This is a genomic window from Methylocystis sp. WRRC1, from assembly GCF_020733155.1.
In the GTDB taxonomy this organism is placed as follows: Bacteria; Pseudomonadota; Alphaproteobacteria; order Rhizobiales; family Beijerinckiaceae; genus Methylocystis.
Window position 1 is genome coordinate 1,011,497 of sequence record NZ_JAJFZJ010000001.1, and the last position, 25,088, is coordinate 1,036,584.

The window sequence follows — 25,088 nt, forward strand, 5'->3', positions numbered from 1 at the left end:
AGCGGAGATACCGACGATGCGCGCGAAAGCCGCCACGGCGATTGGCCTCCTGTGCGCGACGCTTGGCGTTGGCGCCTGCAGTTCCACAACCGAGCCTTCTGCAGCGGCGGCGGTCCCCGTCGTCTCGGCTCCGCCGCCGCCGGCGCCGGGCGTGGTTGGCGTATCGATCGGCCAGTCGCTCGACGAGAAAGACCGCGCCGCAGCCATCGCCGCGCGGCAGGAGGCGGTGGCCTCCGGCGCGCGCAAGAGCTGGCGCGGCGAACATGGCGCCTATGGCTTCATTTTGCCGGGGCCGGAAAGCGGTTCCTGCCGCGACTATACCCACAAGATCTTCATCAACGGCCGCCCTCAGGAAGCAAAGGGTCAAGCATGCCGCCAGAGTGGAGAATGGCGCGTAACGAGCTGAGCTGACCCTTTTGGAAGGCGGGCCTCGCCTGATGAAACTCCTTCTCGCTATCCTTGTCACGACGCTGATCGTGATCGCGGCTTTCTTCATTCTGTTTTCGCCGGAGGAAGAATCCCGCAGGATCGTCGAAGCGGAAATGGCGGGGGCCAGATTCGTCTATGCGCGAGCCTATGCGCGCGATGAAACGACCGGCGCCGGCGGATTGGCGGATCGCCTCGCCTTTGTCGCATCTTTCCCGGCGTTTACGCCGCTGACGGCGAAACAGCGCGCCGCCGGCGCGCCGGCCGTGATGCTCACCGTGACGCCGAAGGACGACAGTCTCGATCCCGCGGAGCGGCCCGGAAAGCTTTACGCCCGCTTTCTCACCGCCGATGCGCTAGCGGGTCCGGGCGGCCTGGTGAAGCGCCATTTCGAGCAGGGCTCGCCCTACGATTTCGAGGAGCTGTATATTGCGCCGCCGGACGGACGAATCTTTTTCGCGCGCTGTCCCAAGGCGCATTCAGGCGCTGCGTCGGAAGCCTGCCTGTCCGTCTTTCGCGACGGCGCCTTCGATGTCGAATTGCGCTTTCCGCCCGTCTTCCTCGAAAATTGGGACGCGCTTTACGACGGCGCGCGCGGGCTCCTGACGCGCATGACGAAAGCGGCCGCGCGCAAGAAGCGCTAACGGCGTCTCACTCTTCCTCGAGATCGAAATCGAGAATGGCGATCTGCAGCGTGAAGCTCGACAACTTCGCGTCATCGGCCGAGATGACGCCGAGAAATTCACCGTCCGTATTCAGTTCGACCGAATCTGTTTTGCGGCCGCGGGCGACGATGGACAGGCGGTCGTTTTCAAAGAGCTTGCGCAGATAGGACTGCAGCACTTCGCGGCCCACGGGGATTTTCATCTCGAAAGCGAAGGAGCGATCACCGTCCTCGTCGTCGACGGAAATCGACGCGATCTTGCGCTCGCCCAGATGCACCGCAGCATTGTCCGGATTCTTCGGGTCCGCAGTGACGCGAACATCATCGTTGCCGAAGGATCGGCGCAGGAACGCTTGCAGTTTTCGCAATTCGCTCTTGTCCAACCCCGCCTCCAAACCTTCAGTTATTACAGACCTGTGACACGAACGGACGCGTCGGGCAAGTGCGTTGCCGGCCTGTCCGCGATCTACCCAAACAAAATCGCCCGGCGAAGATTCGCCGGGCGATATTCGTGGCCTCTAGCGAGCGATTATTCGCCGGCTTCTTTAAGGCGCTTGTTGCAGCTGCTCCAGAATTTCGGCCATGTCAGCTTTTTGTCGGCCTTCAGCAGTTCCTTCTTTTGCGCCTTCCATTCGGCGGCGCATTTCTTCTGACGGCTCTGAGTGGCGGCCTTCGTGTCTTTCGCGGCAGGCTTCGCTTCAGCAGCCGGGGCGGCCTCGGGTTTGGCTTCGGCCGGAGCGGCCTCGGCGGCCGGCGGCGGCGTCAGCGGAGCAGGAGCCTCGGCGGCCGGGGCCGGCGCGGGGGCGGCGGCTTCGGCGGGCTTCGCCTCGACCGGCTTCGCTTCGGCGGCGGGAGCGGCTTCCTTGGCCTGCTCGGACAGTTTCGTGCGGCATTCCTTCAGGAAGTCCTGCCAGCTTCTGCCGGCGAGTTCGTTCGCCGCCTTCGCCGCCTGATATTGAGATCCGCATTCCTTGAGCACATTGGCCTGCGCAAAAGCCTCACCGGAAACGGCGACGCCAAGGCCCGCGGCGACAATGCCGACCGCAGCGCGAGAAACAGCGTGACGGATCACCATATAAATTCTCCCCTGATAAAGCCGCTTGGAGATTCGCGAGCGACTTGAGACGGCGCACTGAAGCACACGGCGCGCCAGCTGTCTGCGGCGATGTGTCGGCGGCGGCTTGACGATAGTCCCAACATAGTTGTGAACGCAATCTGAACGCGCAATAAAGGTGGGAAAACGTGGCGTCATGCCGCATGATTCAGGGAGAAACCCGCCTTTGCCGAACGCGCGCGCGCAGCCTGCAAGCTGGGGGGACGCCGTATTGTCGCATGCGGATGGACTCGCGCGCTGCCCATGGGCGGGCGTCGACCCGCTTTATGTCGCCTATCACGATGAAGAATGGGGGCGTCCGGAGCGCGACAGCCGGGCGCTCTTTGAAAAGCTGGTGCTGGATGGATTTCAGGCCGGGCTCTCGTGGATCACTATCCTGCGCAAGCGCGAGGCGTTCCGCGCCGCTTTCGAGGGGTTCGATCCCGCCGCAGTCGCCCGTTTCGATGACAGACGCGTGCATGATCTGATGCTGAATGACGGGATTGTGCGCAACCGCGCCAAGATTGAAGGCGCCGTGCTCTCGGCGCGGGCCTGGCTCGCGATCGAAGCCGCTCAGGGCTTTTCCTCATATATCTGGGACTTCGTAGACGGATCGCCGATCGTCAATTATCCTAAACGAATCAGCGATGTGCCGACACAAACCCCGCTCTCGCAGCGCCTCTCGAAAGACCTGAAGGCGCGAGGCTTCAAATTCTGCGGACCGACGATTGTCTACGCATTCATGCAGGCGGTTGGCATGGTGAATGACCATCTCGTCGATTGCCATGTTCGCGCCGAAAGCCCCCGCGCCCGAAAGAGGCGCGCCTGAGCCATGCGCGATCCCGCATCCAGAAAGCGGCCCGCCGGCAAGGACGCCGCGCCGCGCGCCTGGCAGAGAATGCTCTCGGGCCGTCGGCTGGACCTTCTCGATCCATCCCCCCTCGATGTAGAGATCGAGGACATCGCGCATGGGCTTTCCCGCGTCGCGCGCTGGAACGGCCAGACCCTCGGCCCGCATATTTTCTCCGTGGCCCAGCACAGCCTGCTCGTGGAAAAAATCGCCGGCGAGCTGGACCCTGCGATCGGCCGGGCCGAGCGGCTCTTCATGTTGCTGCATGACGCGCCCGAATATGTCATCGGCGATATGATTTCCCCCTTCAAGGCGGTGATCGGCGACGCTTACAAATCGGTCGAGAATCGCATTCTCGGCGCGATTCTGCTGCGCTTTTCCCTACCCGCGACGCCATCGCCGACGGTGCTGAAACTCTCCAAGCAGGCCGACCGCGCCGCCGCTTTTTTCGAGGCCGTCAATCTTGCCGGCTTTACACGCGGCGAAGCCGAGCGCATCTTCGGTCGCCCGGCGATCTCGCCGCAGGCTTTTACGGACGACATCGCGCCCGCCGCCATCGAGGCGACGCAAGCGCGTTTTCTTGCTCGCTTTCACGCGATCGACCAGGGGTGAGAAGAAGGCCGTGAGGGTTTCGATGACGAACGGGCGCCTCTACGTCTGTTCCATGACCAAAGTGGTGGACACCGTGCGCGCGAGCGGCGCCCGCTCGCTCGTCACGATCCTCACCGCCGGAGCGTCGCTGGTGCGGCCCTGCGAGATCGCGCGTGAGCGCCATCTGCGCATCGCGGTCTCCGATATCGACACGCCGCGCGACGGGCATGTTCTCGCGGGCGAGGAGCACATCGACCGGCTGCTCGCCTTCATGGAGGAATGGGACCGCGCCGCGCCGCTGGTCATTCATTGTTATGCGGGCGTCAGTCGCTCGCCGGCGGCGGCCTATATCGCGGCCTGCGCCCTTGCCCCGCATCGATGCGAATTCGACCTTGCGCGCGAACTTCGTGACGCCTCGCCGACCGCGACGCCGAACCGGCGGCTCGTGGCGCTCGCCGACCGGCGGATGGGGCGGGAAGGACGAATGGTCGCGGCCATTTCCGCGATCGGCCGCGGCGCAGACTGCTATGAGGGAGCGCCCTTCGCGCTCGAACTCGCCTGAGCGAGGCGATCGTGACGCCGGCGGCGCGCATTCTGTCGCCGCCGGTCGAAATCGGGCTGACGGCCGCGATCGTCGCGGTGCGTGACGACGAGCCCCTCATCCTGACCACCCGAACCGAAGGCGCCGACGCCGTGGCCTCCCTTCCCTCGGGCCCGTTCGATCCGATTCGTCATCGCACCTTCGAGATCGGACTGCGCGAATGGGTGGCGGAGCAGACCGGCGCGCCGCTGGGCTATGTCGAGCAGCTCTACACCTTCGGCGACCGGGGACGGCACGCCCGCGCTGGCGACCGCGACCCGCATGTCGTGTCGGTCGGCTATCTCGCCCTCACCCGCATCGGCGACGAGACGCAGCGGCCCGCAGAGGGCGCCTGGCGCAGCTGGCACGATTTCTTCCCATGGGAGGACTGGCGAAAGGGCCGACCAGAGATCATCGAGACGACGATCGCGCCGGGCTTGCGCGGCTGGGTCGAGGAGGCGCCGAATGCGGTCTCCTCCGCAGGACTATCGCGCCGGCAGCGGGTCGACCTCCTTTTTGGCGCGCAGGGACGCGGTTTCAACGAGGAGAACGTGCTGGAGCGGTACGAGCTTCTCTATGAAGCCGGCCTTCTGGAAGAGGCCTTGCGCGACGGCCGCGAGGCGGCCGCGAGGCGCGGAAAGCTCGCTCCTCTCGGGGTCCCGATGCGCCACGACCACCGACGCATACTCGCGACCGCCATGGGCCGTTTGCGCGCCAAAATGAAGTATCGGCCAGTGATCTTCGAACTGATGCCGCCCGCATTCACATTGACCGAACTGCAACGAACAGTTGAGGCGATCGCCGGCCGCCATCTTCACAAGCAAAACTTCCGTAGACTGGTGGAAACCTCGGCGATCGTCGAGCCCACCGGAGAGATGCTGCTGAAAACCGGCGGCCGGCCAGCCGCCCTATTCCATTTTCGCCGCAATGTTCTGCAAGAACGTCCTTCACCGGGACTACGCGTCGGGATAAGGGGCTGATTTTGCTCTTTAAGATATTGTTCACCCTGAGATGGTGAACATCGCCTGAAGCTTTGGTCCGTAAGCGTAGAGGTGAGTCTTGGGCTATCTGTCGCCGCCGCCGTCGCCGGCGCCCGTGGTCGTCTACAAGGACGTCGGGGGGCTCGTTACCGATTACGAAGCCCAAACGGAACAGTATCGTCGTGAGAACCGCGAAGTCCGGCTGCATGAATGTCGCTCGGCCTGCACGCTGGCGCTGAGCCTGCCGAACGTCTGCGTCTATCCCGACGCCAAGATCAAGTTTCATCAAGCCTACAACGCGATCACCAAGGAGGTCGACCTCGGCGTCTCGTCGAAGCTCTTCGCCTCCTATCCGTCGGCGGTGCAGGCGCGACTGGGCTATCTGACCCGAGAATATCGCATCCTTTCGGGGACCGAACTGATCGCGCTCGGGATGCGCAACTGCAACGGCGACAATCCGGTGCTCATCGCAAACCGCAAGCCGAAGGCTGAGCCCGCGATGGCGATCGCGAATGCGCGCCCGAACGCCAATCCGAATCCCTGGGGCGACATCGCTCACAAGGTGCAGACCGCCGTCGCAAGCGCCCTGTCCTCCGGCGCCGGAGAGACGCCGCGCGGCTCGGTTCGGGTCGCGGTCGCCGACCGCCAGCGCCTTTCGGAGACATCGCGTCTCTCGACGGACGCCACCGCCCGCTTCGAGGGCTCGCCGAGCGTCGCCCGAGAAATCTCCGACGGCGTCGACGTGCCATTGCCGCCGAGGCGGCCGCCATCAACCGCTTTCACGACGATGGACGCGCAACTCCCGCCCCGGCTCCAGCTCATCAAGGGCGCCCAGCCGATCCTCGCCACGAGCCGATTCGTTCGCACGGTGGCGACCCGTTGAGCGGTCGGGCTCGGGCAATATTTCGCCACGATGTTACCTTAACCCTCCTCGCGAGTGGGGACTCAGGCGGCTTTCGGCCGCAAAGGCGTCAGCGACGGCAAAACGCATCGCGAGCGCATGCTCATCCCCACACACAGAAAAACGGCTTACGCCCGAAGCGATAGGCCGCCAGCGACTTCCGGCGTGGCGACGGATCGCGGGGCAAGGGACGGATCAAAGGCTTGAGCCGAGGGTCTTCGGACGCGGCTCGAGCGAGATGGGGAAGCAATCCTTTTGACGACGCCTCGCCGCAAGCATCATCGCAGACGATCCCTGGCATTGGGCGCAATCGCCGCCTGCATTGCGGCATTCACGCCGAGTCTTACGGAAACCGCCATCGCCAACGGCGACACCCGCACAATCTACCTCCACCACGCCCATACCGGCGAAGACATTGCGGCGACCTATCTGGTCAATGGTCAGTATGACAGCAATGTCCTGCGGCAGCTGAACTGGTTCCTGCGCGACTGGCGCCGCGACGAACCGACGAACATGGACCCCCGCCTTTTCGACGTCGTCTGGGAGGCCTATCGCACCGCCGGCGCGGGTAATCAGGTCATCAACGTCGTCTCCGCCTATCGCTCCCCGGAAACCAACGCCATGCTCCGCTCCCGCTCCCGCGCGGTGGCGAAATATTCCCAGCACATGCTCGGCAAGGCGATGGACACCACCATGCCCGGCATGCCCATGTCCCATATCCGGGAGATCGGCATGCGCATGCAGCGCGGGGGCGTCGGCTATTATCCGACCGCCGGAACGCCTTTTGTTCATCTCGACGTCGGCAATGTGCGCTCTTGGCCGCGCATGACCTATGATCAGCTCGTCCGCCTCTTCCCCGACGGCAAGACCGTGCATTTGCCGACCAATGGCCAGCCGCTTGCGCGCTATGAGGAGGCCCGCGCCGAGATCGAGGCCCGCGGCAACGGCGCCTATGTGACCGCGCCGCGGCGCACGGTCGGCGGCTTCTTCGCGATGCTTTTCGGCGTCGGAGGCGGCGAGGAGGACGACAGCGAAGTTGCGGCCCCGCCGCCCAGCACGCGCAAGCAATGGGCCTCTCTCGCTCCGCGCAACGGTCGCGGCGCGAAAATGGCGGAGACGGATGAAGAGGGAGGCGGCGCCCCCGCCGCCGAGGCGGCGACCGACCGCCGCGGACGCGGCCAGCAACTCGCGCGGGCGGAGGAAAATCTTCCGCGAGGCGAGACCGCGATGTCCTCTCCCGGCGTGACGGCGATGGCGACGCCGGCCGCGGAACCCGCGCCGGAGCGGGCGCAGGAGCCGCAAGAAAAAGAAAGGCCGGCGCCGACTGTTCGGGTTCCGCTGCCGCCGTCGGGACGTCCGGCCTCCCTCGCCAGCAAGCCGACGCCGCTCGAGCCGGAAGACAGGGGCACCGCCGTCGCGGCGCTCGAGACGGGCGCCCAGCCCGATCTGCGCAACTCGTTGGAACAGCAGGAAGCCGAAAGCGTCGAGGCTGGATCGACCCGCGTATATGCAAAAGTCCCGCTGCCGCCGCATCGCCCATCGATGCTGGTCGCCGCCGTGACCGCGGCGCCGCTTCCGCCGGCGAGGCCGTCCGCTTTGCAGAAGTCCGCCTCAGGCCGCGGCGCCGACGCAAACGCCGCTCACGCGATTGCGAATCTGGTCGACGAGGGAAAGGGCGCAGGCTCATCCGCAAAACGGACGGACGATGAGCCGCTCGCCTATGTCGCCCCCCCGTTGGAGAAGAATCAGGACGCGGAAGCGGCAAAAACGCAAAAGCCGGCCGCCGCAAAGACCGAACAACGCACAGTGGCGCGCCGCTCCGATTTCGTTCCTGCGCGGCTGGATCGCTCCAACTTCAACACTTTGACTGGCGCGACGCCCACGAGCCGGGCGTCCGCACGCTCGGTGACAGGCGCGCCGATCGGGGCCGTCCGCGCCGCTGCGCGCGCAGCAGAGCCGAGCGTGCTCGCCCCGCCGCAAAGGCCGTCGCACATCGTCGGCTTCGCTTCGCCGGACGCCACGCCGCCGACCGACAAATTCGCGCCCGGCGCGCAGCGCGGCCGGTAGCGATCCCAAATCCTGCTGATTTCTTCCGCCGCCCGGCCCCGCCGTCATGCGTCCCTATGCGGTCGTCGACGGCGAGAATGTCGCACGGAAGCATGGGCGGCAAATTCGCCGGATATGCCGCGGCAATGACACGCTGCTCATGTTTGCGGGCGTATGGAGTTTCGCTGTCGCCGGGTTCGAGCATCAATCCGTCAACCCGACGCCGATCGACGCTCTCGAAAATCCGCGAGCGCTACGGTCCGGCGACGCGCGACGTCAAGCCTTGCGTGATAGTCGGTTTCAGAGCCTTGCGCTGAAGGGATGGTGGGGGAAGTAGGACTCGAACCTACGAAGGCTTAGCCAGCGGATTTACAGTCCGCCCCCTTTGCCGCTCGGGACATTCCCCCATTGGTCTCGCCTGCCGGCCCGAGGACCGCTGCGAAGACCTGGCGCGCCGTCGGCGGCCGTTGGTAGCGGCATATGCGTTCCTCGCGCCTCCGCTGTCAACCTCAAAAACGGCCGAGGTGGCGGATATCCCGCGGATTTTGCGCAGCCTGTTCGCCCCGTTGGATTCGGTCGGGCGTCAGGCGCGTCGCGCGGCCTTGCGCTCCAGCAACGCGACCAGCGCGGCGCAGACCAGCGGCCCGGCGCTGAGCGCAAGGAGCGCAAGCGAAAACCCTCCGCTCGCCTCCTTGATCCAGCCGACGAGATAAGGGCCGGCGAAGCCCGCGAGATTGCCGATCGAATTGACGAGCGCAATGGCGATCGCCGCTCGCGTTCCCGAAAACGAGGCTGTGGAAAAGGCCCAGAAGGTCGGGAGCGACGCCAGCGTGCCGCTGGCGGCAATCGATAGAATCGCAATCGAGGTCGCCGGGGACTTGGTCCACGCCGCCGCCGCGAGGCCCAGCGCGGCGACGATCGCGGCCCCGACCGTATGGCGAGCGCGCTCGCGGAGACGGTCCGAGCGCCGGCTCCATACGAACATGGCGATCGAACCGCAGAGGAATGGAATGGCGGTCACCAGCCCCGCGCCAGCCGGACCGAAACCGAAGGCGGCGGCGATCTGCGGCAGCCACATGCTCAGCCCGTACAACGCCAGCACGACGCCGAAATAGGCGACGCCGAGCAGGAGCGTCCGCTGGTCGCGCAGCGCCGGCCAAACCTCGTGCTCTTCCGCGCCGGGAGCCGCGCTTTCCTCCGCTGCGATGGCCCCGGTCAGCCAATCACGCTCAGCCGGCGCAAGCCAATCCGCGTCTTTCGGCTTGTCCGTGAGAAAGAAATAGGTCGCGACGCCCAGGATGAGCGGCGGAATGGCCTCGAGGAGAAAGAGCCACTGCCACCCCCTCAACCCCGCAAGACCGTCCGTGAGAGAAAGCAGGACGCCCGACACCGGGGCGCCGACCACTGTCGATAGTGGTATAGAGAAGAGAAAGGCAGCGAGGATTTGCGCGCGTCTTTCGCGCGGGATCCAGTAAGTGAGATAGAGAACGACGCCCGGCATAAAGCCCGCTTCCGTCGCGCCGAGCAGGAAGCGCAGCGCGAAAAAGCTGTGCTCGTTCCAGACCACCGCCATGAGCGCCGAAGCGACGCCCCAGCTCACCATGATGCGCGCGATCCAGAGTCGCGCGCCGACGCGATGCAGGATGTAATTGCTCGGCGTCTCGAAGAGCGCATATCCGATGAAGAAAATGCCGGCGCCCCAGCCGTAGACGGTCGGAGAGAAACCGAGATCCCGGTTCATCTCCGTGGCCGCGAAACTGAGATTCACCCTGTCGAGGTAAGAAGCGCAGTAACAGGCGACGAGAAACGGTATCAACCGCCACGCCACTTTCCGCATTGTGGCGTCGGCGTCGACTAGCGGGAACTGTTTTCCCGGCGCGAAATTCATGCCGGCGTGAAGACCGAAAGAGAATGGCGCCTGTGCGGGATGGCGAGCGAAATCCGCTGAAGTCCGGCGGCTTGCGCCTGCGCCCGCAGCAAGGAACAGGGCTCCGGCAGATCGTTGTTGACGAGATGTTCGCAAATCGCGTCCTGCTCGCCGGAATCAAGCTCGACCATATGACCGCGCAGCCAGTCGCAATATGCGGAATGATATTCCGCGAGACTTTCGTCCTCCTCCCGCACCACGTCCACAAGCAGCAGCAGACCGCCTGGATTGAGCTTTTGCGCGGCGGCTTTGAAAAATTCCGCTTTGAGCGGCGTCGGGAGGTGATGCAGCGCGAAGCTGGTGTAGATGATGTCCTGAGGCCCGGAAGCCGCCAGCTCGCCGAGCATATCCGCCTGCTTCAGTTCGACGGGGCAGGACAGGTAACCGAGATTGCGCGCCGCCAGGTCCAGCGCCTCCTGGCAAAGGTCCGCGCCCGTGTAGCTCTCGAGCGTGAAGCCTTCGAGCAGCGGCGCGAAGGTCGCGGCGTCCCCGCAGCCGAGATCGAGAACTGAGAAGGGGCGATCGCCAAAGCGCTCGCGCAGCGCCGCCTTTACCGCCGCGCCGAGTTCCTGGTGGAACATGTAATTGGAGGCGACAACCTTCGCATAGGTGTCCCACACGTGGAAAAAGCGGATGGCGGCGGGTTCATTCATCGAGACAGGCTCCATGGCGTTGAAGGCTCAGCGGTTGCCGGCGCCCTGCATATCGGTCGTCGCGGACTGTGACTTATCCGTCTTGAAAATCCGGCGCCAGTCGTTCTTCATGCTGAGGATCGACCACCCCTGCTTCGGGGCCTCGTCGAGACCGCGATCAAGCTTCCCGATCAGTGATTTACGATCATAGGAGGCCTCGCGCTCCGCGTCGTCGTGATGAACGAGAAGACCCAGGCGCGGCCCCTCCCCCGCGGTGGTCCATTGCAGCATTTCCACATCGCCGTCCGAATTGCCGAAAGCCAGGATTGGCCGCCGGCCGATAAACTGACTGATGGTCTCGGGCTTTTTCGACTTCACGTCGTGATAATCGAGCTTCGCCCTTCGCAGCAGTATCGGCTTTCCGTTCGACATCAGGAAGCTCGTCCTGATATGCGACCCAATGACCTGCTCCGGCGGTATTCCGTAAACCCGCTCGGAAAAGGCGCGCATGAATTCTGTCTCTACGCCCGACACGATATAGGTCCTGAAGCCGTTTGCGCGCAGATAATTCAAAAGCTCCAGCATCGGCTGATAGACGAGGCGGTCATAGGTCTGCTTGAAATAGGGATGCTGCGCATGCGCAACCCATTCGCCGGCCAGCGCCTTGAAAGCCTCCGGCGTGTCTCCCGAATAGCTCTCGCCGACAAGCGTCAACATGCCCGGCTCCCCGCCCTTCGCCAGCGCTGGCAGATCACGCTTCAAGGCGGCGTCGAAAAGTCGGCTCCTGCGCCATTCGGGATGTTTCGGCGCGAGCGCCCGCGCGCGATCGACAGCAAAGAGCACAGGCGAGTAAAGCGGCCATTCCGTCCACAGCGTCCCGTCACTATCGAAGACCGCGACACGATCTTCGCTCTTCACAAAATCGGGGCCGCCGGGATTCGTCACCTTGTCGACAAAAGCGATGATCGATCGCTTGACGGGACCATCATTCCAGGAAGGCAAGTTGTCCTGCGCCAGAGCCGAGCGCGTGAACAGAATGAAGAACAACAGGACAAGTGCAAACGGACGCTTCATCCTCTCGCCCCTTCAATTGCCCGAAGCGCATATCGGATGCGCTTCGCCCTCGCTTCGTTCGAAAGGACTACCATCGGAGAGTTTGTCTCGCTTCAATTATTTTCGCTCTTTCGGACAGAAAATCGTACACATTTTTGGCGAATGCTCTCAATCATTGCAGTTGCGCGATCGTTCGCCGCTCGCCGCGACACATGCGCGGCGGGCGAGATGAATAGCGCTTGTCGACACTGGCGCCGACGAAAGAGGCCAGCCGGGATAAAGGTCCAACGAGGGCGACGCCGACCTAACCATTTTTTCAATCAGGCGACGCTCAGCGCTTTCCGCGAACGCGCTCGCCGAGTTTGGCGGTGAGACGCTTCAGCGCCGATGAATGATCGTCACGATCGAGAACGACGTGGATCAGCGACCAGCCGGAGTCATTGGCTCGCGCCTGAGCAAGCGCCGCCTCCATCTCTTTTTCGCTGGTGACCCTGAAGCCGGATCCTCCGCCGATGACGCGGACGATTTCCGAATATCGCCAGCGAAGCACATCATTGAAGCGGCGGTCGAGCATAGGCCGCTCGGTGCCATAGCCGTCGTTGTCCAGAACGATGACGATCGGGTTCATGCCAAAACGGGCGGCAGTCGAGAGCTCCATGCCTGTCATCTGAAACGCGCCGTCGCCGACGAGCACGAGCGGCCTCAGCTTCGGCGCGGCCGCCTTCACGCCGATGGACGCCGGCACGGCGAAACCCAGCGAACAATAATATGCCGGCGAAAGAAAATGCGCGCCGTCGCTGATATAAAGGTCGGAGGCGCCGAACAGCGCGTCGCCCGGGTCGGCGATCACGATCATGTCGTCCTCGATGAAAGCGCTGATCTGGCGCATCACTGCCTCGATCGTCACCTTGTTGTCCGTCGCAGTGAAGGGACCCGGGCGCTCGGGATGCCGATAGGGTTCGACCACGCGCTTCTCCCACGGATGTGCGGCGAGCCCATGAACAAAGTCCTCGACGCGCACGTCGTCATATGCGTGCACGCCGACGGCCACGCGGTCCTTGGCCGCATAAATGGCGTAGCGACGCTTGATGTTGGCGGTATAGAGACCGAGGTTGATGTCGGTCATCATCGCACCGAGCAAAACAAGGCAATCACTTTTCTCAACATAGTCGCGCACCGCTTCCTGCCCCATTGCGCCTTCATAGACGCCGATATAGGCGGGGTGCGATTCAGGAAAGACCGACTTGCCCATGATCGTTGCCGCAACGGGGATTCCCGTGCGCTCCACGAGCTGGGTGAGCGCCTCCTGCAAATGGAAACGATGCAGTTCCTCGCCCGCCAGAATGACGGGGCGTCTGGATATGGAGATCTGCTCCACGGCCTCTGCGACGGCGACTGCGAGCGCCTCCGCGTCGCTCGTCTCCGGCGGCAGCGGCCGCGTGGTCAAAGGGCCGATTTCCGCGATCGCCATGTCGCGCGGCAACTCGATATAGACCGGACGGCTGTAGCGCCTGGCCAATGCAAACATGCGCTCGATTTCGCTTGCAGCCGTCAGAGGATCGTCGAGCAACGTCGCGCCAACCGTGAGTTCACGAAAAACGCGCAGCTGCGTGTCGAAATCGCGGACCCGATGGTGCAGAAGCGAATTGCGTTGCTGTTCGTGCAGACCCGGCGCTCCGCTGATGACAATCACCGGCGAACGCTCGGCATATGCTTGCGCGATCGCGTTCGCGACCTTGAGTCCGCCGACGCAATAAGTGATGGCGCATGCTCCGAGTCCTTTCATGCGGGCGTAAGCGTCCGCGGCAAAGCCGGCGCCTTGCTCGTCGCATGTGTTGACAACCGTGATCGGACTTTTCTCGAGCAGCGAGAAGAACGTCAGGCAATAGTCGCCGGGGACGCCGAAGACATGGTCGACGCCTTCTTCCTCCAGACGCCTGACGAGATAGGCGCCGATGCTTTCCGCCATGTCCACTCCGTTCCATCGAGCGACGGACCCGGCAATCAATCATTGCCTATCACGCCTTACTGCGCTGTAGTTTACGTGTCCAGCGCCCTTGGCGGCGGTTGAAGTGACAGAAGATATGTCCGCAACGATCGAGTCGATCGGCACGAATCGCAGAACCTATGGCGGCCACAATATCGACGCCCCGTTTCTTCAGCGGGTTTTCAGATATTCGACGATGGCCGTCGCGCCCGCCTTGTCGTCCGACCAATCGAGTTTCATCTTCCTTCCGTCCACTTCCACATCTTTGTCGTGCCCATGGTTGGAGAGCGCGGGAAATGCGCCCGTATCGAAAGAATACCCTTCCTCGCGTCGCGGCGCGGCTCCGACATTCCAGGAAAATCCACCCAGGCTCCTGTCATAGTCGAGACGGCCTTTCATGAAAACGCGGGGCCGTTCGACGGGAACCAGCAGGTGATAAAGCGTGGGCACGGATCCATTGTGTAAATAGGGCGCCTGCGCCCACACGCCGCCGAGCGGCAGAGCATTATATCCGAGATGGTCCTTGGGATCGGCCATCGACAGCTCCGGCCGATTCTCCAGAGAAACATGATCGAACTCTGCGCAAGGCCTGACCATGTCGCCATCCGGCGGCATTTCCACGGCCCTGGAGGGCGGGCAGATCTTGGTAAAGCTTGCGCGCGCACTTGTGGCGATGGTCTGACTTACCACGCGCGCACGACCGAGGTCTGTTCCCATATCGTAGACATTGCCATTTTGGGGCTTATGACACGCCGCGCAATTTTCGTTGAATAACGCCTCGCCTTTCCTCGCGAGCGCGACGTCGACATCGAAGGGATAGGCAGGCGCCGGCAGATCGGCGAGCAGATCGACGCCAAAGACGCCAACGCGCAGATCGGTGTCTTCGAAGAGACCAACTGTTAGTTCAGCGGCGAGGTTGCGGAAAATGGGAATGGGGATGTTGCCGTTCCACTGCCCGCCGCCATCAATCAGACTGGCGCCATCGGTCGACCAATGCGCGCGCCGCTTGCCCTGCTCCCACACAGCCATGAAGTCGGTGATTCCGGCAGTCGGCGGCAGCATGGTTTCGGCATCCACCGGCTTGCCTGCGGCTTTCTGGAACGCGAAAACGATCGAGGCGCTCACGCCGGTCGCGTCCGCCATGCCGCCGAACCCCTGCGCCATCGGCTCTTCGAAACCCTTGTAGTTCTTGCCGATGAGATCCACGAGCGAACTGAACTCCAGTTCCGCACGCTGCAAGAAATCGCCCACGATTCTGGCGGCGTCCTTCCTGAAAAGCGCAATCTGTTTTTCCTCATATTCGGCATCGAAGTTTCGCGCGCCGAGGGCATAATTTCGATAGAAGAAGTTTTTGTCCGCAGCATGCGCCTTGTCCATCGCCGCAAGAATTGCAGCCGCAGCGCGTGAGATCTTCTCTTCGGGCGTTGTTGCGCCAGCAGTGATTTTCCTTATTGTGTTGACGACTCTGCGACGATATTGCACGAGATTGAATTGTGTATTCACGCCGCCGTCGAGATATTTATATTTGCCATCATCCAGTCTGACTCGACCAATATGGCATGCGCCGCAGGTGATGGACGCAAAGTCGACGGCGCCAAAAGTATCCTTGCGCGCAAGACCCGTCCAGCCGAAACCACGGGCAATCGGAAGCCCCGGCTCGCGTTCGTCGATAAATAGGCCGACAACATCGAGGAAATTTTCTTCGCTTCCCCATTCTTCCGGCGCGAGTTTCGGAAGCAATTTAAGGATCAGGAAAGGCGCGCCGCTCCTTTCACCAAAGGGAAAATCGGCAAACCAGCGATAGGCAATCTGCTTGTCGGAAAGATGTTTTTCAATCGCTTCGGCCCGCCTGCGTTGATCCGCCTTCCATTGTGGCGTCGACGTCGCCCGATCGTTATACGTCTTCTCGTTCGGATAAACAGCTTGCGCCTGAGCGCCCGAGGCGATCCCGAGCAGAGCGACGCTCGAGATGAGCCCGAGCGCGGATCGGCGTTTGTCTTTCATTGAAATTTGCATGCGGCAAATCCCGTCGGTTCTTTTGGTTGCAAGTCGTTCCGAAAAAGCGCAGCGGAAACGCCGGCGCGCAAAGGATTTATTCAACTGTTGGATAATGATCGGTCAGCCTGTGCCGTGGCATGAAGGCCATGTCCTCGCATTTGGCAATCCACAGCGCATCGCCAAAAAGCCTCGCGGATAATCCGGTGCGCCAAGACCATGTGGAGCGGCGCGGCAATCGAAACGGCAAAGTTCGCATGGTCGCCTGCTTGAACGCTGGTTGAGCACCCATTTCAGCGCAACGTCGCAAGGTCGATGAATTATGAACCACGCCGGCGACTAAGCCCGACAATATTTCGATCCGAAAAATCATCGACCCTCTCCCGCCCTGCGAGCGATATCCCGCCCGAGCTCATCGAAAAGACATTGCCTCAATAATTCAATGGTGGTTTGCGCATCCCGCCGGCCGGACTGCGTTTCCTCCAGTCATAGCCAATTGACGCATAACGCCATAATGCGCGGCGGGTTCCACCAATGGACAAACAAAATGCGAGTATTGCGGGATCGACGGCGCGCGCCGGGAGGCGCGCTTTCCGCCACATTCCCTGAATCTCGCGCTCAAGTTCAGATGTAAAACCGGCTTTCGCTCATGATCGTCCAGCTGAGATCGCCCGCGATCTCAGCTGGACGACGACGCAGCTCGGGACGCCAAATCAATCATTTCCCATGCGCAACGACCGCCCACTTGCCTCGACTGGTACGTTCTGGATCAGCGCTTCTGCTTAAGCAATCACTGTCAAACAGCATCTCTCTCGCCTTGCATTTCCAGAAGCGTGAGACTATCGCGAAACTCGATGAGTTCGACGATAAGCCCGTCCTGAAAGCGCACGAAATCTGCCAGATCTACCACGCCGCTGCGTCCTGTGCCCCGGTGCCGCCATTCAACCCTGCGACGTCCGGCGAGACGGCCGTCCTCGATCAGGATTTCGGAAATTTCGCAATTCGATTGTTCGAAGTCCACGGCGATCATGCGTATGATGTTTATCAGCGCGTCTATGCCGACGTGACGACCCGCGTAGGGAAGCCGCGCGCGGTCCCCAACAAATTCGCACACGATTTCGGGCGAGCAAAATTCGCGAATAACCTCGATGTCCGGCCCCCTTGCGGGAAACGTCACGATCTTACGCGCACGTCTCTCCAGTTCCTCACGATCAAGGCCGGCAGTCTTGCAACTCACCAGTTCCTCGAAGCTCGACAGGCGCTGGCAACTCGGCGAAGGGTGCGACATTCGCTCGAAGAATTCATGCATCTCCACGACCAGATCGTCTTCCCAACGAAGGAAATGGGCTGCGTCGACCATGTAGATTTTCCCCGTCGCGACGCGGCGCCAGGAGCCCCGCCACCGCACGACAGCTTTCGGTCCGTCGACCAGCAGGTCGAGGATCTCATGATCGAGCGGCGTATAATTTTCGTCGGTGAATCGGGTGATCGAGCCCAGCGCCTCCACGCCTTCCCAGATCGCGGGGCGAAACATCCCCTCCCGCGATTTCGTGTAGTGCACGATCGCGCGTGGCGCGAAATGGCGAAGCATCTGATCAATTCGACCGGACATACGGCAATGAAGCATCTCGCTGACGCGCCGCCTGATCTCGGCCTCTGCCATAGCTGTCCCCACGCACCTTGAACTGCGGCGTTCATCCCCCATCGTGGTGAAAAGCGCTCCCTTCGCCCTTACCAGATTCCGCCGGCCGGAGGTCGACTATGCGCCGCTTCGCCCCAAGGGGTTGACGGCCGCCAACCGCGCCACAGATACCTGTTTTATGTTCCGAATTTTCGCTCATTTCGGATAATTCGGCAACATGAAGTCCGTAATCTTACGCTCAGGCCACTCCTGCCTTTACGGTCGCGGTCCTTGACCGGATGCACGCCAGCGCATCTGCGCCGCCCACAAATGCGCGCTCCGGTTGCACGCTGGCGCACTGAAAAAGCTGTGTTCGGACAGGCGTCTTGCCGCATTTTGATGACAAATCGGCGGATGCTGATCGTATTTAGCTCATAAATTAAAAAGTAAATCTGGCGGATGGATAACAACGACATAGAAAGCCGATCGCTATCGATCGTTACGAGACGGCATATTATCTTTATGCTACGTTAATCAGCTTATCCCAAATAACCCATAGTCGCCTTTAGTTGTCACAATTGCGTAACATTATGCAGTTCCTCGCGCATGGCCGCACCCCGATTACCGTAGACTCGGAAGCCTCGACTACCATCAGTGATGGAACTCCGATTCGCGCAAGCGCCGGATCGGTCGCCGCGACAAGGCGCCCCGCACGGTCCGGCCTTCCGCCGATGTCTGGACCGACCGCAATGCAAGACGAAGCTATTGCCACCGCGCCATCCCTGATCGCCGCGTCTCCTTAAATCGGCGCGACCCGCCTCATGGGGCGTCGCGCCTAGAATTGGCCGCAGAGACCATTCCGCACGTAAACCCACTGTTCGGCATCCGACAAATGGAGCTGAGAGTCACAAATCGCCGCGCGGCGGCGCTCATCAGCGCCTATGGTTCAGGACGTCGTCGCGACAATGACTCGAAAAGCGTCATCCATGCCGCGCCGGCGACTCCGCCCAGATATCTGAATCGACAAGGCGCGTCATATTTCAACCCAACAGCATCGAATCGATGATTTCAATCCTCTTAGATATCTCGCTTAATTCCTGCTATCACACATTTTTCTTTATTCTTGGATCGAATGGAGCTTGCGGCCCGCAAGAGAACCTGAGCCAATATGAATATTTCAGATTACATTTGTTCCATGAACATATTCCGGAGCCAAACAGAAGGCACGAAATGCGGGTCGGAAAGAGACGCGAGCGGACTTCGAGCAATCTGGCTCTAATTGCCTGAAGCTGACGAAGTAAGCGACGCATATGCGCCGCTGCGCCGCAGCAGGCTCACAATAATCGCACATTTATAGCTTCCCAGGCTTACCGCGCAGTCTCCTCGATCGCCCGTGGAACGAGTCCTTTCTTTCGAAATCGGTGAAAACCCGCCTTGCCCCTTCCGCTCGAAAGGCGACATCGTCGTTATGGTCAATCTACGCGCCAGCAAGAGATTGTGGCGGGAAGAGTTGATCGGGCCGCCGGCGCAGAGCTACGCCATCTGCGATCCAGTCGCCCCATTTGACCGAGGGCGAAAAAGCGCAATCCAAATTCAAGGTAAAGCCACACGAAATAGCCTAGCGAACTACCGCTTGCCGGATCCGTGTATTTAAGCCCTGGGTCGAAAACTACATCCATCCGGCGAATGCGCAGACGATACCACCCCATACGGATATCACGCTCTGCGCCTTGCTGGGAGACTCCGACACAATGTCGATCTGCTGAAGTTTCCGGTTACGACGTATACGCCACGCGAGCGAGAATCGCGAATAAACGCCGTCTCTTCCAAGCAGCATCCCTTCAACCCGCGCCGTATCGGACAACCGTGCGATCAAAGGCTCGCTGCGCTGCGGCGACTTTCAAATTTCTTGCTTCGACGCACATGAGGAACAGTATGGACCGGCGAAGCCTTAGCCTCTATGGGCATCTGCATCAGTTCACCGATTCTGCTTTGATAGCGCAGGCCTGCTGCTAGAAAGCTCGAATTGATCGTCATCCTCAGACGGGCCCTCGCGCCCATGTGGCGCCCTTTCTGCGGGTTATCGACAAGTTCGCGCATGGCGCGGGTCGCAGCTTCAACGTCAGGGTCCGCCCACCTCTGCCCCTGCCAGTGCGGATAATCGCCATTGCGAAGTGGAATAAGTCGATAAGGTATCAGAAACGTGGTGTCTTCGGAACAAAAATCCATATTCCCGGAGTAAGCCGTCGCAATGACAGGTTTGCCATGCGCCATAGCTTCCGCGATTCCAAATCCGAAGCCCTCTGAGCGATGTAGAGATACAAAGCAATCAGTAACCCAAACGAGGCTCTGCATCTCGAGGGCGGATAATGTTTGGTTGATTACGACAATTCGATCCCGCAACGGAGCTATCGCTGCATCGAAGCGCGCCTTCATCTCCGGACGTTGATCGGAGTTGTTGGTCTTGATGATCAGGGAAATGTCATCATACGGCCGCTCCTTGCTGAGCGCGGTAAAAGCCTCGATGACCGCAAAGGGATTTTTGCGCTCGACGAACGAAAGAAAGTCGAACGAGAAGAAGAACGTATAGGCGCTGTCGCGGATGCCGAAATGTCGGCGAGACCGTAGCGCCTGCCGTTTGCGCTCACAGGCAAGCGGCATATGAATTACTGGAATTTTGACTGACTTCGCGATCGACTCCTGAATGAATGCGGACATCGCCCAGACTTCGTCGAACCGGCCGAGCTCTTTCGCCCATTCTTCAGGGTAACGTTCGAGTTCCCATGCTGGGTAAATCACATTCTTGCTGCCCTCCGTCATGGGATTGGGCAGCACCCTCAGCACCTGTTCAATCTCATCGCCGTTGATGCAGTAAACATTCACGCCATCGCCAAGCAGCGGCGTTATTGCGGCATCGAACTGAGCGACGATTTCGGGGTCGGGGGCGCCGTGCGGACCATAGATGTCGACAATTCTGGCGCCCAGGCCGACTTCGTCCATTGAGCGCCAGACAGACCTGAGATGCTCCCCCATCCCGATCGGCGCGTGAGGATGTCCGACGACGCGTACGCGGACGTCACGTTGCCGGGAATAATCAAGGCTTTTCGACAAACGAGTCACTCCCGGAAGCGATCGATTCCTGCGCGTTGCGCAGGGCTTGAAGATAGGCATGACCGAAATGGCGATCCGGCTCGAGATAGCTGCCTTCGCACCATTCATTCCAAGCGTTTATGAAGACTATACGCTCATCACCGTAGTTTTGTTCTATCGTGCGCCGGTAGGTCCACTCCAGCCAGGCCTGGAAAGCGCCAGGCGTCGACTGTTCGAGGATCAAGCTATTATTTGGATGACGTGGTGTGTTGTCCCAACCGACGAGGACGGAGCGGATACGCGGGAAGCCTGGTTCAACTCGACGCATGAACGCGAGAGCGAGCTCGCGATAGTCATGCGCCTCGCCGCTCCAATCGAAGTTCATCTTTTCGACTTCCTTCTTCTCGTCATGCACCATTCCGTGAGCAGGAAACTCTACTGTGATATCGCAGCCATATGACACCGGATCTTCCGGCCGAGCCGATAGGTCGAACGACTCGACCATCGCGATGCAGATTTCCCCGATCCCATTTTCGCGACAGTGATTACGCCAGATCCTCATGGCTCTTGCGGGGTTCGGCAATTCCTTGATTCGATAAATCAGGATCAGCGGCTTGCCATTTACCCGAATATACGCATCGCTTCGGAAATAACGTTCAAACTCCTTAATTATTTCGAGTGTGGATTCGTCCGAATAGGACTGCCCCAAGAGGATATCTTGTTCCCTGCCGTCCCAGCGGCGCGTCCAGTTCTCATTGGCCCAACAGAGACAGAAGGGAAAGTCTGGCCTGCCTGTGGCAAGCATTCGCTCAAGCGGGTGTTCGAGCAGCCTCTTACCGTCAAACCAATAGTAATAATAGCAGAAGCCCGTCAGGCCATAGCGCCGCGCCAATTCCGCCTGTTGCTCCATCACCTCCGGCACGCGCAGATCATAATAACCCAGATCTGCCGGAAAACGTGGCTGGTTGTGACCGACATAATTGGGTTCAGCCTTCGTGATGTTGGTCCATTCCGTGAAGCCCTTCCCCCACCACAAATTGTTTTCCGGGATCGGGTGATACTGAGGTAGATAGAAAGCGATCGTGCGCAACTCTTTGACCGCAAGTTGGTCGGCCCATCTGGAGACGAGCGCTTGGCGATTACGGGAGATACGTTGGCGTTTCGACTGGCCAGCCGGGGACGCCGCGTCAGACGTCTTACTGAGATGATGTGCAACTACAGCCTTTGGCTCATATACGATCGAAAGCCCCTTCTGCCGAACCTTCAGGCTAAGATCCGCGTCCTCACAATAAGCTGGCGCGTATATGTCATCGAATCCGCCCAGCCCCAGGAACAGGTCGCGTGCGATCAGCATGGCCGCGCCGGAAACATGCTCGACGCGCCGTGCATAATTATAGCGTGGAGTGCGCGGGTCGCGCCCGTATCCGATCAGTCTACCCGAGCCGTCACTGTTGAGAAGGCAACCGGCCTCCTGCAAGGATCCGTCAAACGATAGTAGCTTCGGCCCCACGACGCCGATATCAGCTGACGACTCCGCAGTAGAGACGAGCGCCTCAAGACATCCGGGCGAAATCTGTGCGTCATTGTTGAGGAAGAAAAGATACCTCCCCTTAGCTTCCGCGGCCGCAGCGTTGCACGCGGGACCAAAGCCGAGGTTTCGCCCGAAGCGCATCGAACGTATCGATGGATTCTCCGCGATCGCTACGAAGGCGTTATCGATCGAGCCATTGTCGGCGACGATAACCTCTATTGAAAAGCTTTCCGGCAGCGCCCGCTCGATGGATTGCAGACATTCAACCGTTACGAGTTCCTCATTGAGGCACGGAATGATAATCGACACCCGAATGTCATCCGGCTTAGGCGCGCCGAAATCCAGGCCAGCGACGATCTTGTCGAGCGCTAATCCCCGCAGCACGGAAACGAAATTGAGCGCGTGGACGTCAGGCTCCCGCCCTTCGAGATCTTCACCGCTCCTCGCCCAAACCTCGCCGTAGCCGCGCCATTCGGAGACCCCGTCCGCCGGCTGAGGCTTACGATCGAGAGGCCGCCAGATGCGCTTTTCCTCAATCCCTCTGATGAGGAAGTGAAGAAATGGATTTATGCCGGCAAGCGCAACGTCCGGATTGTAATGTAGATAGCCCTTAACCGAGAAGTCGGCCGACGGGTCGCGTCCTTCTCGCCAACCGATTGTCGCGAAATGCTCCAGCGGACTGATTTTCGAGAAATCGACATCCTTGTTCTTTCGCCGGTAGAATCCCGCGTCGAATCCCTCCGACAGGCGCTCGAGTTCATTCGGAGCGAGAGCGGCGTGCGATTGCTCCGGAATAGTTGAATGGACGGGGACAGCCTTAGGCCCCGTGATCCGACCCTCGGCGGCGCCGTATTGTAAGAAATGAAGGAACGGATCGACGCCATTATCGCGAACGTCATCGTAATTTTCGAGATACCAGGAGGCGTCGAAAGAAGGCCCCGGATCGCGCCGCTCTCGACACCCTTGTCGGATGTAGTTTTCAATCAGGTCTCCGCCCTTAACATCATATTGCTCACGATAAAAATCCGGATCGAATAGCGACGAATTTTGAATGGCTACATAAGAGCGGGCAAAAGCGCGCATCTCATTGGGCAGCAACTCATTATTCGCGGCGTCAGCGAGCCACGATCCCGGGACAGTCTCGCCAGGCGCGATTGGTCGGCTGTCACGATACCCAAAGCGCGCGTAATGTATGAGCGGATTCAACCCGCTGCGCGCCGCGTCCTCATAGGCGCTCAGATACCAGATCGTATTGAAAGCGTCACTTGGATTTCTACCTTCAAGCCAGCCAAAGTTTTGATAATGTTCGACAGCTGAAATATTTGCTTCCCGCACGTCAGGATACGTGAGGATATAGTACTCCGAGTCAAACAGAGAATCGAAGCGGTGACGTTCGGTCTTGCTAAGCCAAAACCGGCCATCTCTCAATTTTGAAAGAAAAGGAATTGCCCGTCTCCCTCAGTCGTCGGCCGGAGCCTAACGTTACGAGCATCGCGTCGCCTACTGCACTAACAGATTCTCTTTCGAGGACGCAATGCCGGTAATTGCAAACACGCTCAAACGCCGATGATCTAGTTTTGGCGATGGCTCCCATGACGCGACAGCGTCTTTTGCGCAGCAGTCGAAACCTCGATCCACTCGGCTATTGGCTTTTCAAGATCCCTACTGGGCGCGCGGCACTCCTTTATGCCCTGATCATAATAATGCTTCAACGCGCTTCGAATCTCCTTTGTCTTGATCGCCTCGAAAACGTCCTTGTAACGCCTTGGATAATAATCCGCATCAAACCTCGCTGGCAAAAGCCGCCCCTCGAAATAGCCAGTTTCCTTGAAATGCAATTCCAGGACGTGATCGCGTCTTTCACTGCTCATGTCATTGTTCTGAGAACGATAAACTTCCACATCGAATTCAAGATCGGAGAGCGCGCATTTGATCAAATAGCGCAGCAGAACAGTCGGAACGCCAACAACGCCATCTTCCATCACCTTCGCCGGGGTTGTTCCCATTGCTTCGCAAAGCAACGACATCGGAGGGAAATATTGTTTCATCAGCTTGTCCTGGTCTTGAGCACGTCGGAACGCGCGCAGATTCCGCGATTTTTCGAGAGATCGTATGTACAATCGGCTAGAGCTTTTGACTTAGTTATCACTTCATTTTAGAAGTAACTATGTCTGCGCTGGATTGCAAAAGAAATCTGCGCGAGCCTTGCGGCTGATGGCCCCAAGGCAACTGACACACATATCGTGTTGTTGATTGGCGTAGCGAACGGGTCAGGTGGCCATCCCCAACGGGTCGTTTTTTCTGTTTTGTTCTACCGTTATGCAAAATCTATCAGGGGACGCGGGAGTTCAGGAACCACTGTATATGTTTTGCATTTTTGGAAATCTCTGATGATAATGGAGCTAGGGTCTAACTTCCAATTGTAAACAATTGAGCATCTCTTCATGCTCACATTGGGGTCGCACATTTTGCTGTTGCGTTAGCCCAACGGGATCGGTTCCCTGTCCAACTGTGATACGCCGGGCGGCTTCATAATGATTTGCATTAAAGACCGCGAACGTTGATGGCGCGCCGATACAATATCGATTATCGATCTCGCTTGTAGCCGGGTACGATTGCGGGTGTAGCGACTTTCCGCGCGAGACGACGAAAATGGAATCTGCGTTTGGACGAGCCGCTGCGCGATAAAGTTCCAAAAATCATAATTGGCATAGGCCTCCACCGCGTCGGCTCAACTTCAATTCAGAATTTTCGCCACGAAACCCGATCGCATTAAAGGCTGCGGGCACGTTATGGCCGATCAATTTTCGTCATGATTCTTCAAGGCCGCGCTCGGAATAAGCTTGCCGGCGAGAGACGTCTCTCAAAACCTATTGTGCGCGATAAGCTACTGCAGTGTTTTAACCGGAAAGGATTGACTGGGGGACAAAACACGCTTGGGTTCAGGCGGCGAGCGGTTCCGTTGGGCCGGGCAGGAGATCAAGTTCCTCATCGTCAAAAATGCGATGGGGCGGCATGAAATCGTCGAGCTTGATCGGCTGGTGGTCCCTGATCGATCGCGCGAGCGAATCCGCGTCATTGGCGAGCGTCGCCGCAGGGAAGGACATGCGCCCGCCGATAC

21 protein-coding genes and 1 tRNA gene are annotated in these 25,088 nt (G+C 60.1%); 8 read left to right on the forward strand and 14 right to left on the reverse strand.

The window, feature by feature from the left end; translation table 11 throughout:
• Positions 1-16: 16 nt before the first annotated feature.
• Together LG047_RS05095 and LG047_RS05100 are read left to right on the forward strand one after the other, a co-directional pair.
• Complete coding sequence (locus LG047_RS05095; protein WP_227965787.1) at positions 17-406, forward strand: hypothetical protein; 390 nt, start codon at positions 17-19, stop codon at positions 404-406.
• A 31-nt stretch (positions 407-437) separates the two neighbouring features.
• Positions 438-1,070: a hypothetical protein gene (locus LG047_RS05100; protein ID WP_227965788.1), complete on the forward strand. Its 633-nt coding sequence runs from the start codon at positions 438-440 to the stop codon at positions 1,068-1,070.
• A gap of 7 nt (positions 1,071-1,077) precedes the next feature.
• Here the strand turns inward: LG047_RS05100 and LG047_RS05105 are convergent, their stop codons facing one another.
• Complete coding sequence (locus LG047_RS05105) at positions 1,078-1,473, reverse strand: DUF3126 family protein (RefSeq protein ID WP_036287652.1); 396 nt, start codon at positions 1,471-1,473, stop codon at positions 1,078-1,080.
• A 146-nt stretch (positions 1,474-1,619) separates the two neighbouring features.
• Positions 1,620-2,165, reverse strand: coding sequence for a hypothetical protein (locus LG047_RS05110; protein WP_227965789.1), 546 nt, complete (start codon positions 2,163-2,165; stop codon positions 1,620-1,622).
• 175 nt (positions 2,166-2,340) lie between these two features.
• Here LG047_RS05110 and LG047_RS05115 point away from each other — a divergent pair, with 175 nt between their 5' ends.
• From LG047_RS05115 to LG047_RS05140, 6 genes are all read left to right on the forward strand, one after another.
• Positions 2,341-3,012: a DNA-3-methyladenine glycosylase I gene (locus LG047_RS05115; protein ID WP_370634999.1), complete on the forward strand. Its 672-nt coding sequence runs from the start codon at positions 2,341-2,343 to the stop codon at positions 3,010-3,012.
• 3 nt (positions 3,013-3,015) lie between these two features.
• Positions 3,016-3,645, forward strand: coding sequence for an HD family hydrolase (locus tag LG047_RS05120; protein WP_227965791.1), 630 nt, complete (start codon positions 3,016-3,018; stop codon positions 3,643-3,645).
• 22 nt (positions 3,646-3,667) lie between these two features.
• On the forward strand, positions 3,668-4,186 hold the full coding sequence (locus LG047_RS05125; RefSeq protein WP_036282789.1) for a tyrosine phosphatase family protein: 519 nt from the start codon (positions 3,668-3,670) through the stop codon (positions 4,184-4,186).
• A gap of 11 nt (positions 4,187-4,197) precedes the next feature.
• Entirely contained in the window at positions 4,198-5,184 is a 987-nt protein-coding gene (locus tag LG047_RS05130; RefSeq protein WP_227965792.1) for an NAD regulator, read from the forward strand.
• Positions 5,185-5,263: 79 nt separating this feature from the next.
• Positions 5,264-6,067: a hypothetical protein gene (locus LG047_RS05135; protein WP_227965793.1), complete on the forward strand. Its 804-nt coding sequence runs from the start codon at positions 5,264-5,266 to the stop codon at positions 6,065-6,067.
• Positions 6,068-6,385: 318 nt separating this feature from the next.
• Entirely contained in the window at positions 6,386-8,152 is a 1,767-nt protein-coding gene (locus LG047_RS05140) for a DUF882 domain-containing protein (protein ID WP_227965794.1), read from the forward strand.
• Between the two features lie 301 nt (positions 8,153-8,453).
• Here LG047_RS05140 and LG047_RS05145 read toward each other — a convergent pair.
• From LG047_RS05145 to LG047_RS05200, 12 genes are all read right to left on the reverse strand, one after another.
• Positions 8,454-8,538, reverse strand: a tRNA-Tyr gene (locus tag LG047_RS05145).
• A 176-nt stretch (positions 8,539-8,714) separates the two neighbouring features.
• Positions 8,715-9,968 (reverse strand): MFS transporter, encoded by a 1,254-nt coding sequence (locus LG047_RS05150; protein WP_227965795.1) that lies wholly within the window; start codon positions 9,966-9,968, stop codon positions 8,715-8,717.
• A gap of 47 nt (positions 9,969-10,015) precedes the next feature.
• Positions 10,016-10,711 (reverse strand): class I SAM-dependent methyltransferase, encoded by a 696-nt coding sequence (locus LG047_RS05155; RefSeq protein WP_227965796.1) that lies wholly within the window; start codon positions 10,709-10,711, stop codon positions 10,016-10,018.
• A 27-nt stretch (positions 10,712-10,738) separates the two neighbouring features.
• A complete protein-coding gene (locus LG047_RS05160; RefSeq protein ID WP_227965797.1) occupies positions 10,739-11,764 on the reverse strand; it encodes an HAD family phosphatase in 1,026 nt (341 codons plus the stop codon).
• Positions 11,765-12,074: 310 nt separating this feature from the next.
• Positions 12,075-13,712 carry an alpha-keto acid decarboxylase family protein gene (locus tag LG047_RS05165; RefSeq protein WP_227965798.1) on the reverse strand — a complete coding sequence of 546 codons (1,638 nt, stop codon included), beginning with the start codon at positions 13,710-13,712 and terminating at the stop codon, positions 12,075-12,077.
• A gap of 189 nt (positions 13,713-13,901) precedes the next feature.
• Positions 13,902-15,734 (reverse strand): cytochrome c, encoded by a 1,833-nt coding sequence (locus LG047_RS05170; RefSeq protein WP_227965799.1) that lies wholly within the window; start codon positions 15,732-15,734, stop codon positions 13,902-13,904.
• 88 nt (positions 15,735-15,822) lie between these two features.
• On the reverse strand, positions 15,823-16,098 hold the full coding sequence (locus LG047_RS05175) for a hypothetical protein (protein ID WP_227965800.1): 276 nt from the start codon (positions 16,096-16,098) through the stop codon (positions 15,823-15,825).
• 423 nt (positions 16,099-16,521) lie between these two features.
• Positions 16,522-17,430, reverse strand: coding sequence for a nuclear transport factor 2 family protein (locus LG047_RS05180; RefSeq protein WP_370635000.1), 909 nt, complete (start codon positions 17,428-17,430; stop codon positions 16,522-16,524).
• 1,788 nt (positions 17,431-19,218) lie between these two features.
• Complete coding sequence (locus LG047_RS05185; protein ID WP_227965802.1) at positions 19,219-20,346, reverse strand: glycosyltransferase family 4 protein; 1,128 nt, start codon at positions 20,344-20,346, stop codon at positions 19,219-19,221.
• Between the two features lie 94 nt (positions 20,347-20,440).
• Entirely contained in the window at positions 20,441-23,395 is a 2,955-nt protein-coding gene (locus LG047_RS05190) for a glycoside hydrolase family 99-like domain-containing protein (protein WP_227965803.1), read from the reverse strand.
• Between the two features lie 143 nt (positions 23,396-23,538).
• Positions 23,539-24,015: a hypothetical protein gene (locus LG047_RS05195; protein ID WP_227965804.1), complete on the reverse strand. Its 477-nt coding sequence runs from the start codon at positions 24,013-24,015 to the stop codon at positions 23,539-23,541.
• Between the two features lie 894 nt (positions 24,016-24,909).
• Positions 24,910-25,074 (reverse strand): hypothetical protein, encoded by a 165-nt coding sequence (locus LG047_RS05200; protein WP_227965805.1) that lies wholly within the window; start codon positions 25,072-25,074, stop codon positions 24,910-24,912.
• Positions 25,075-25,088: the final 14 nt, after the last annotated feature.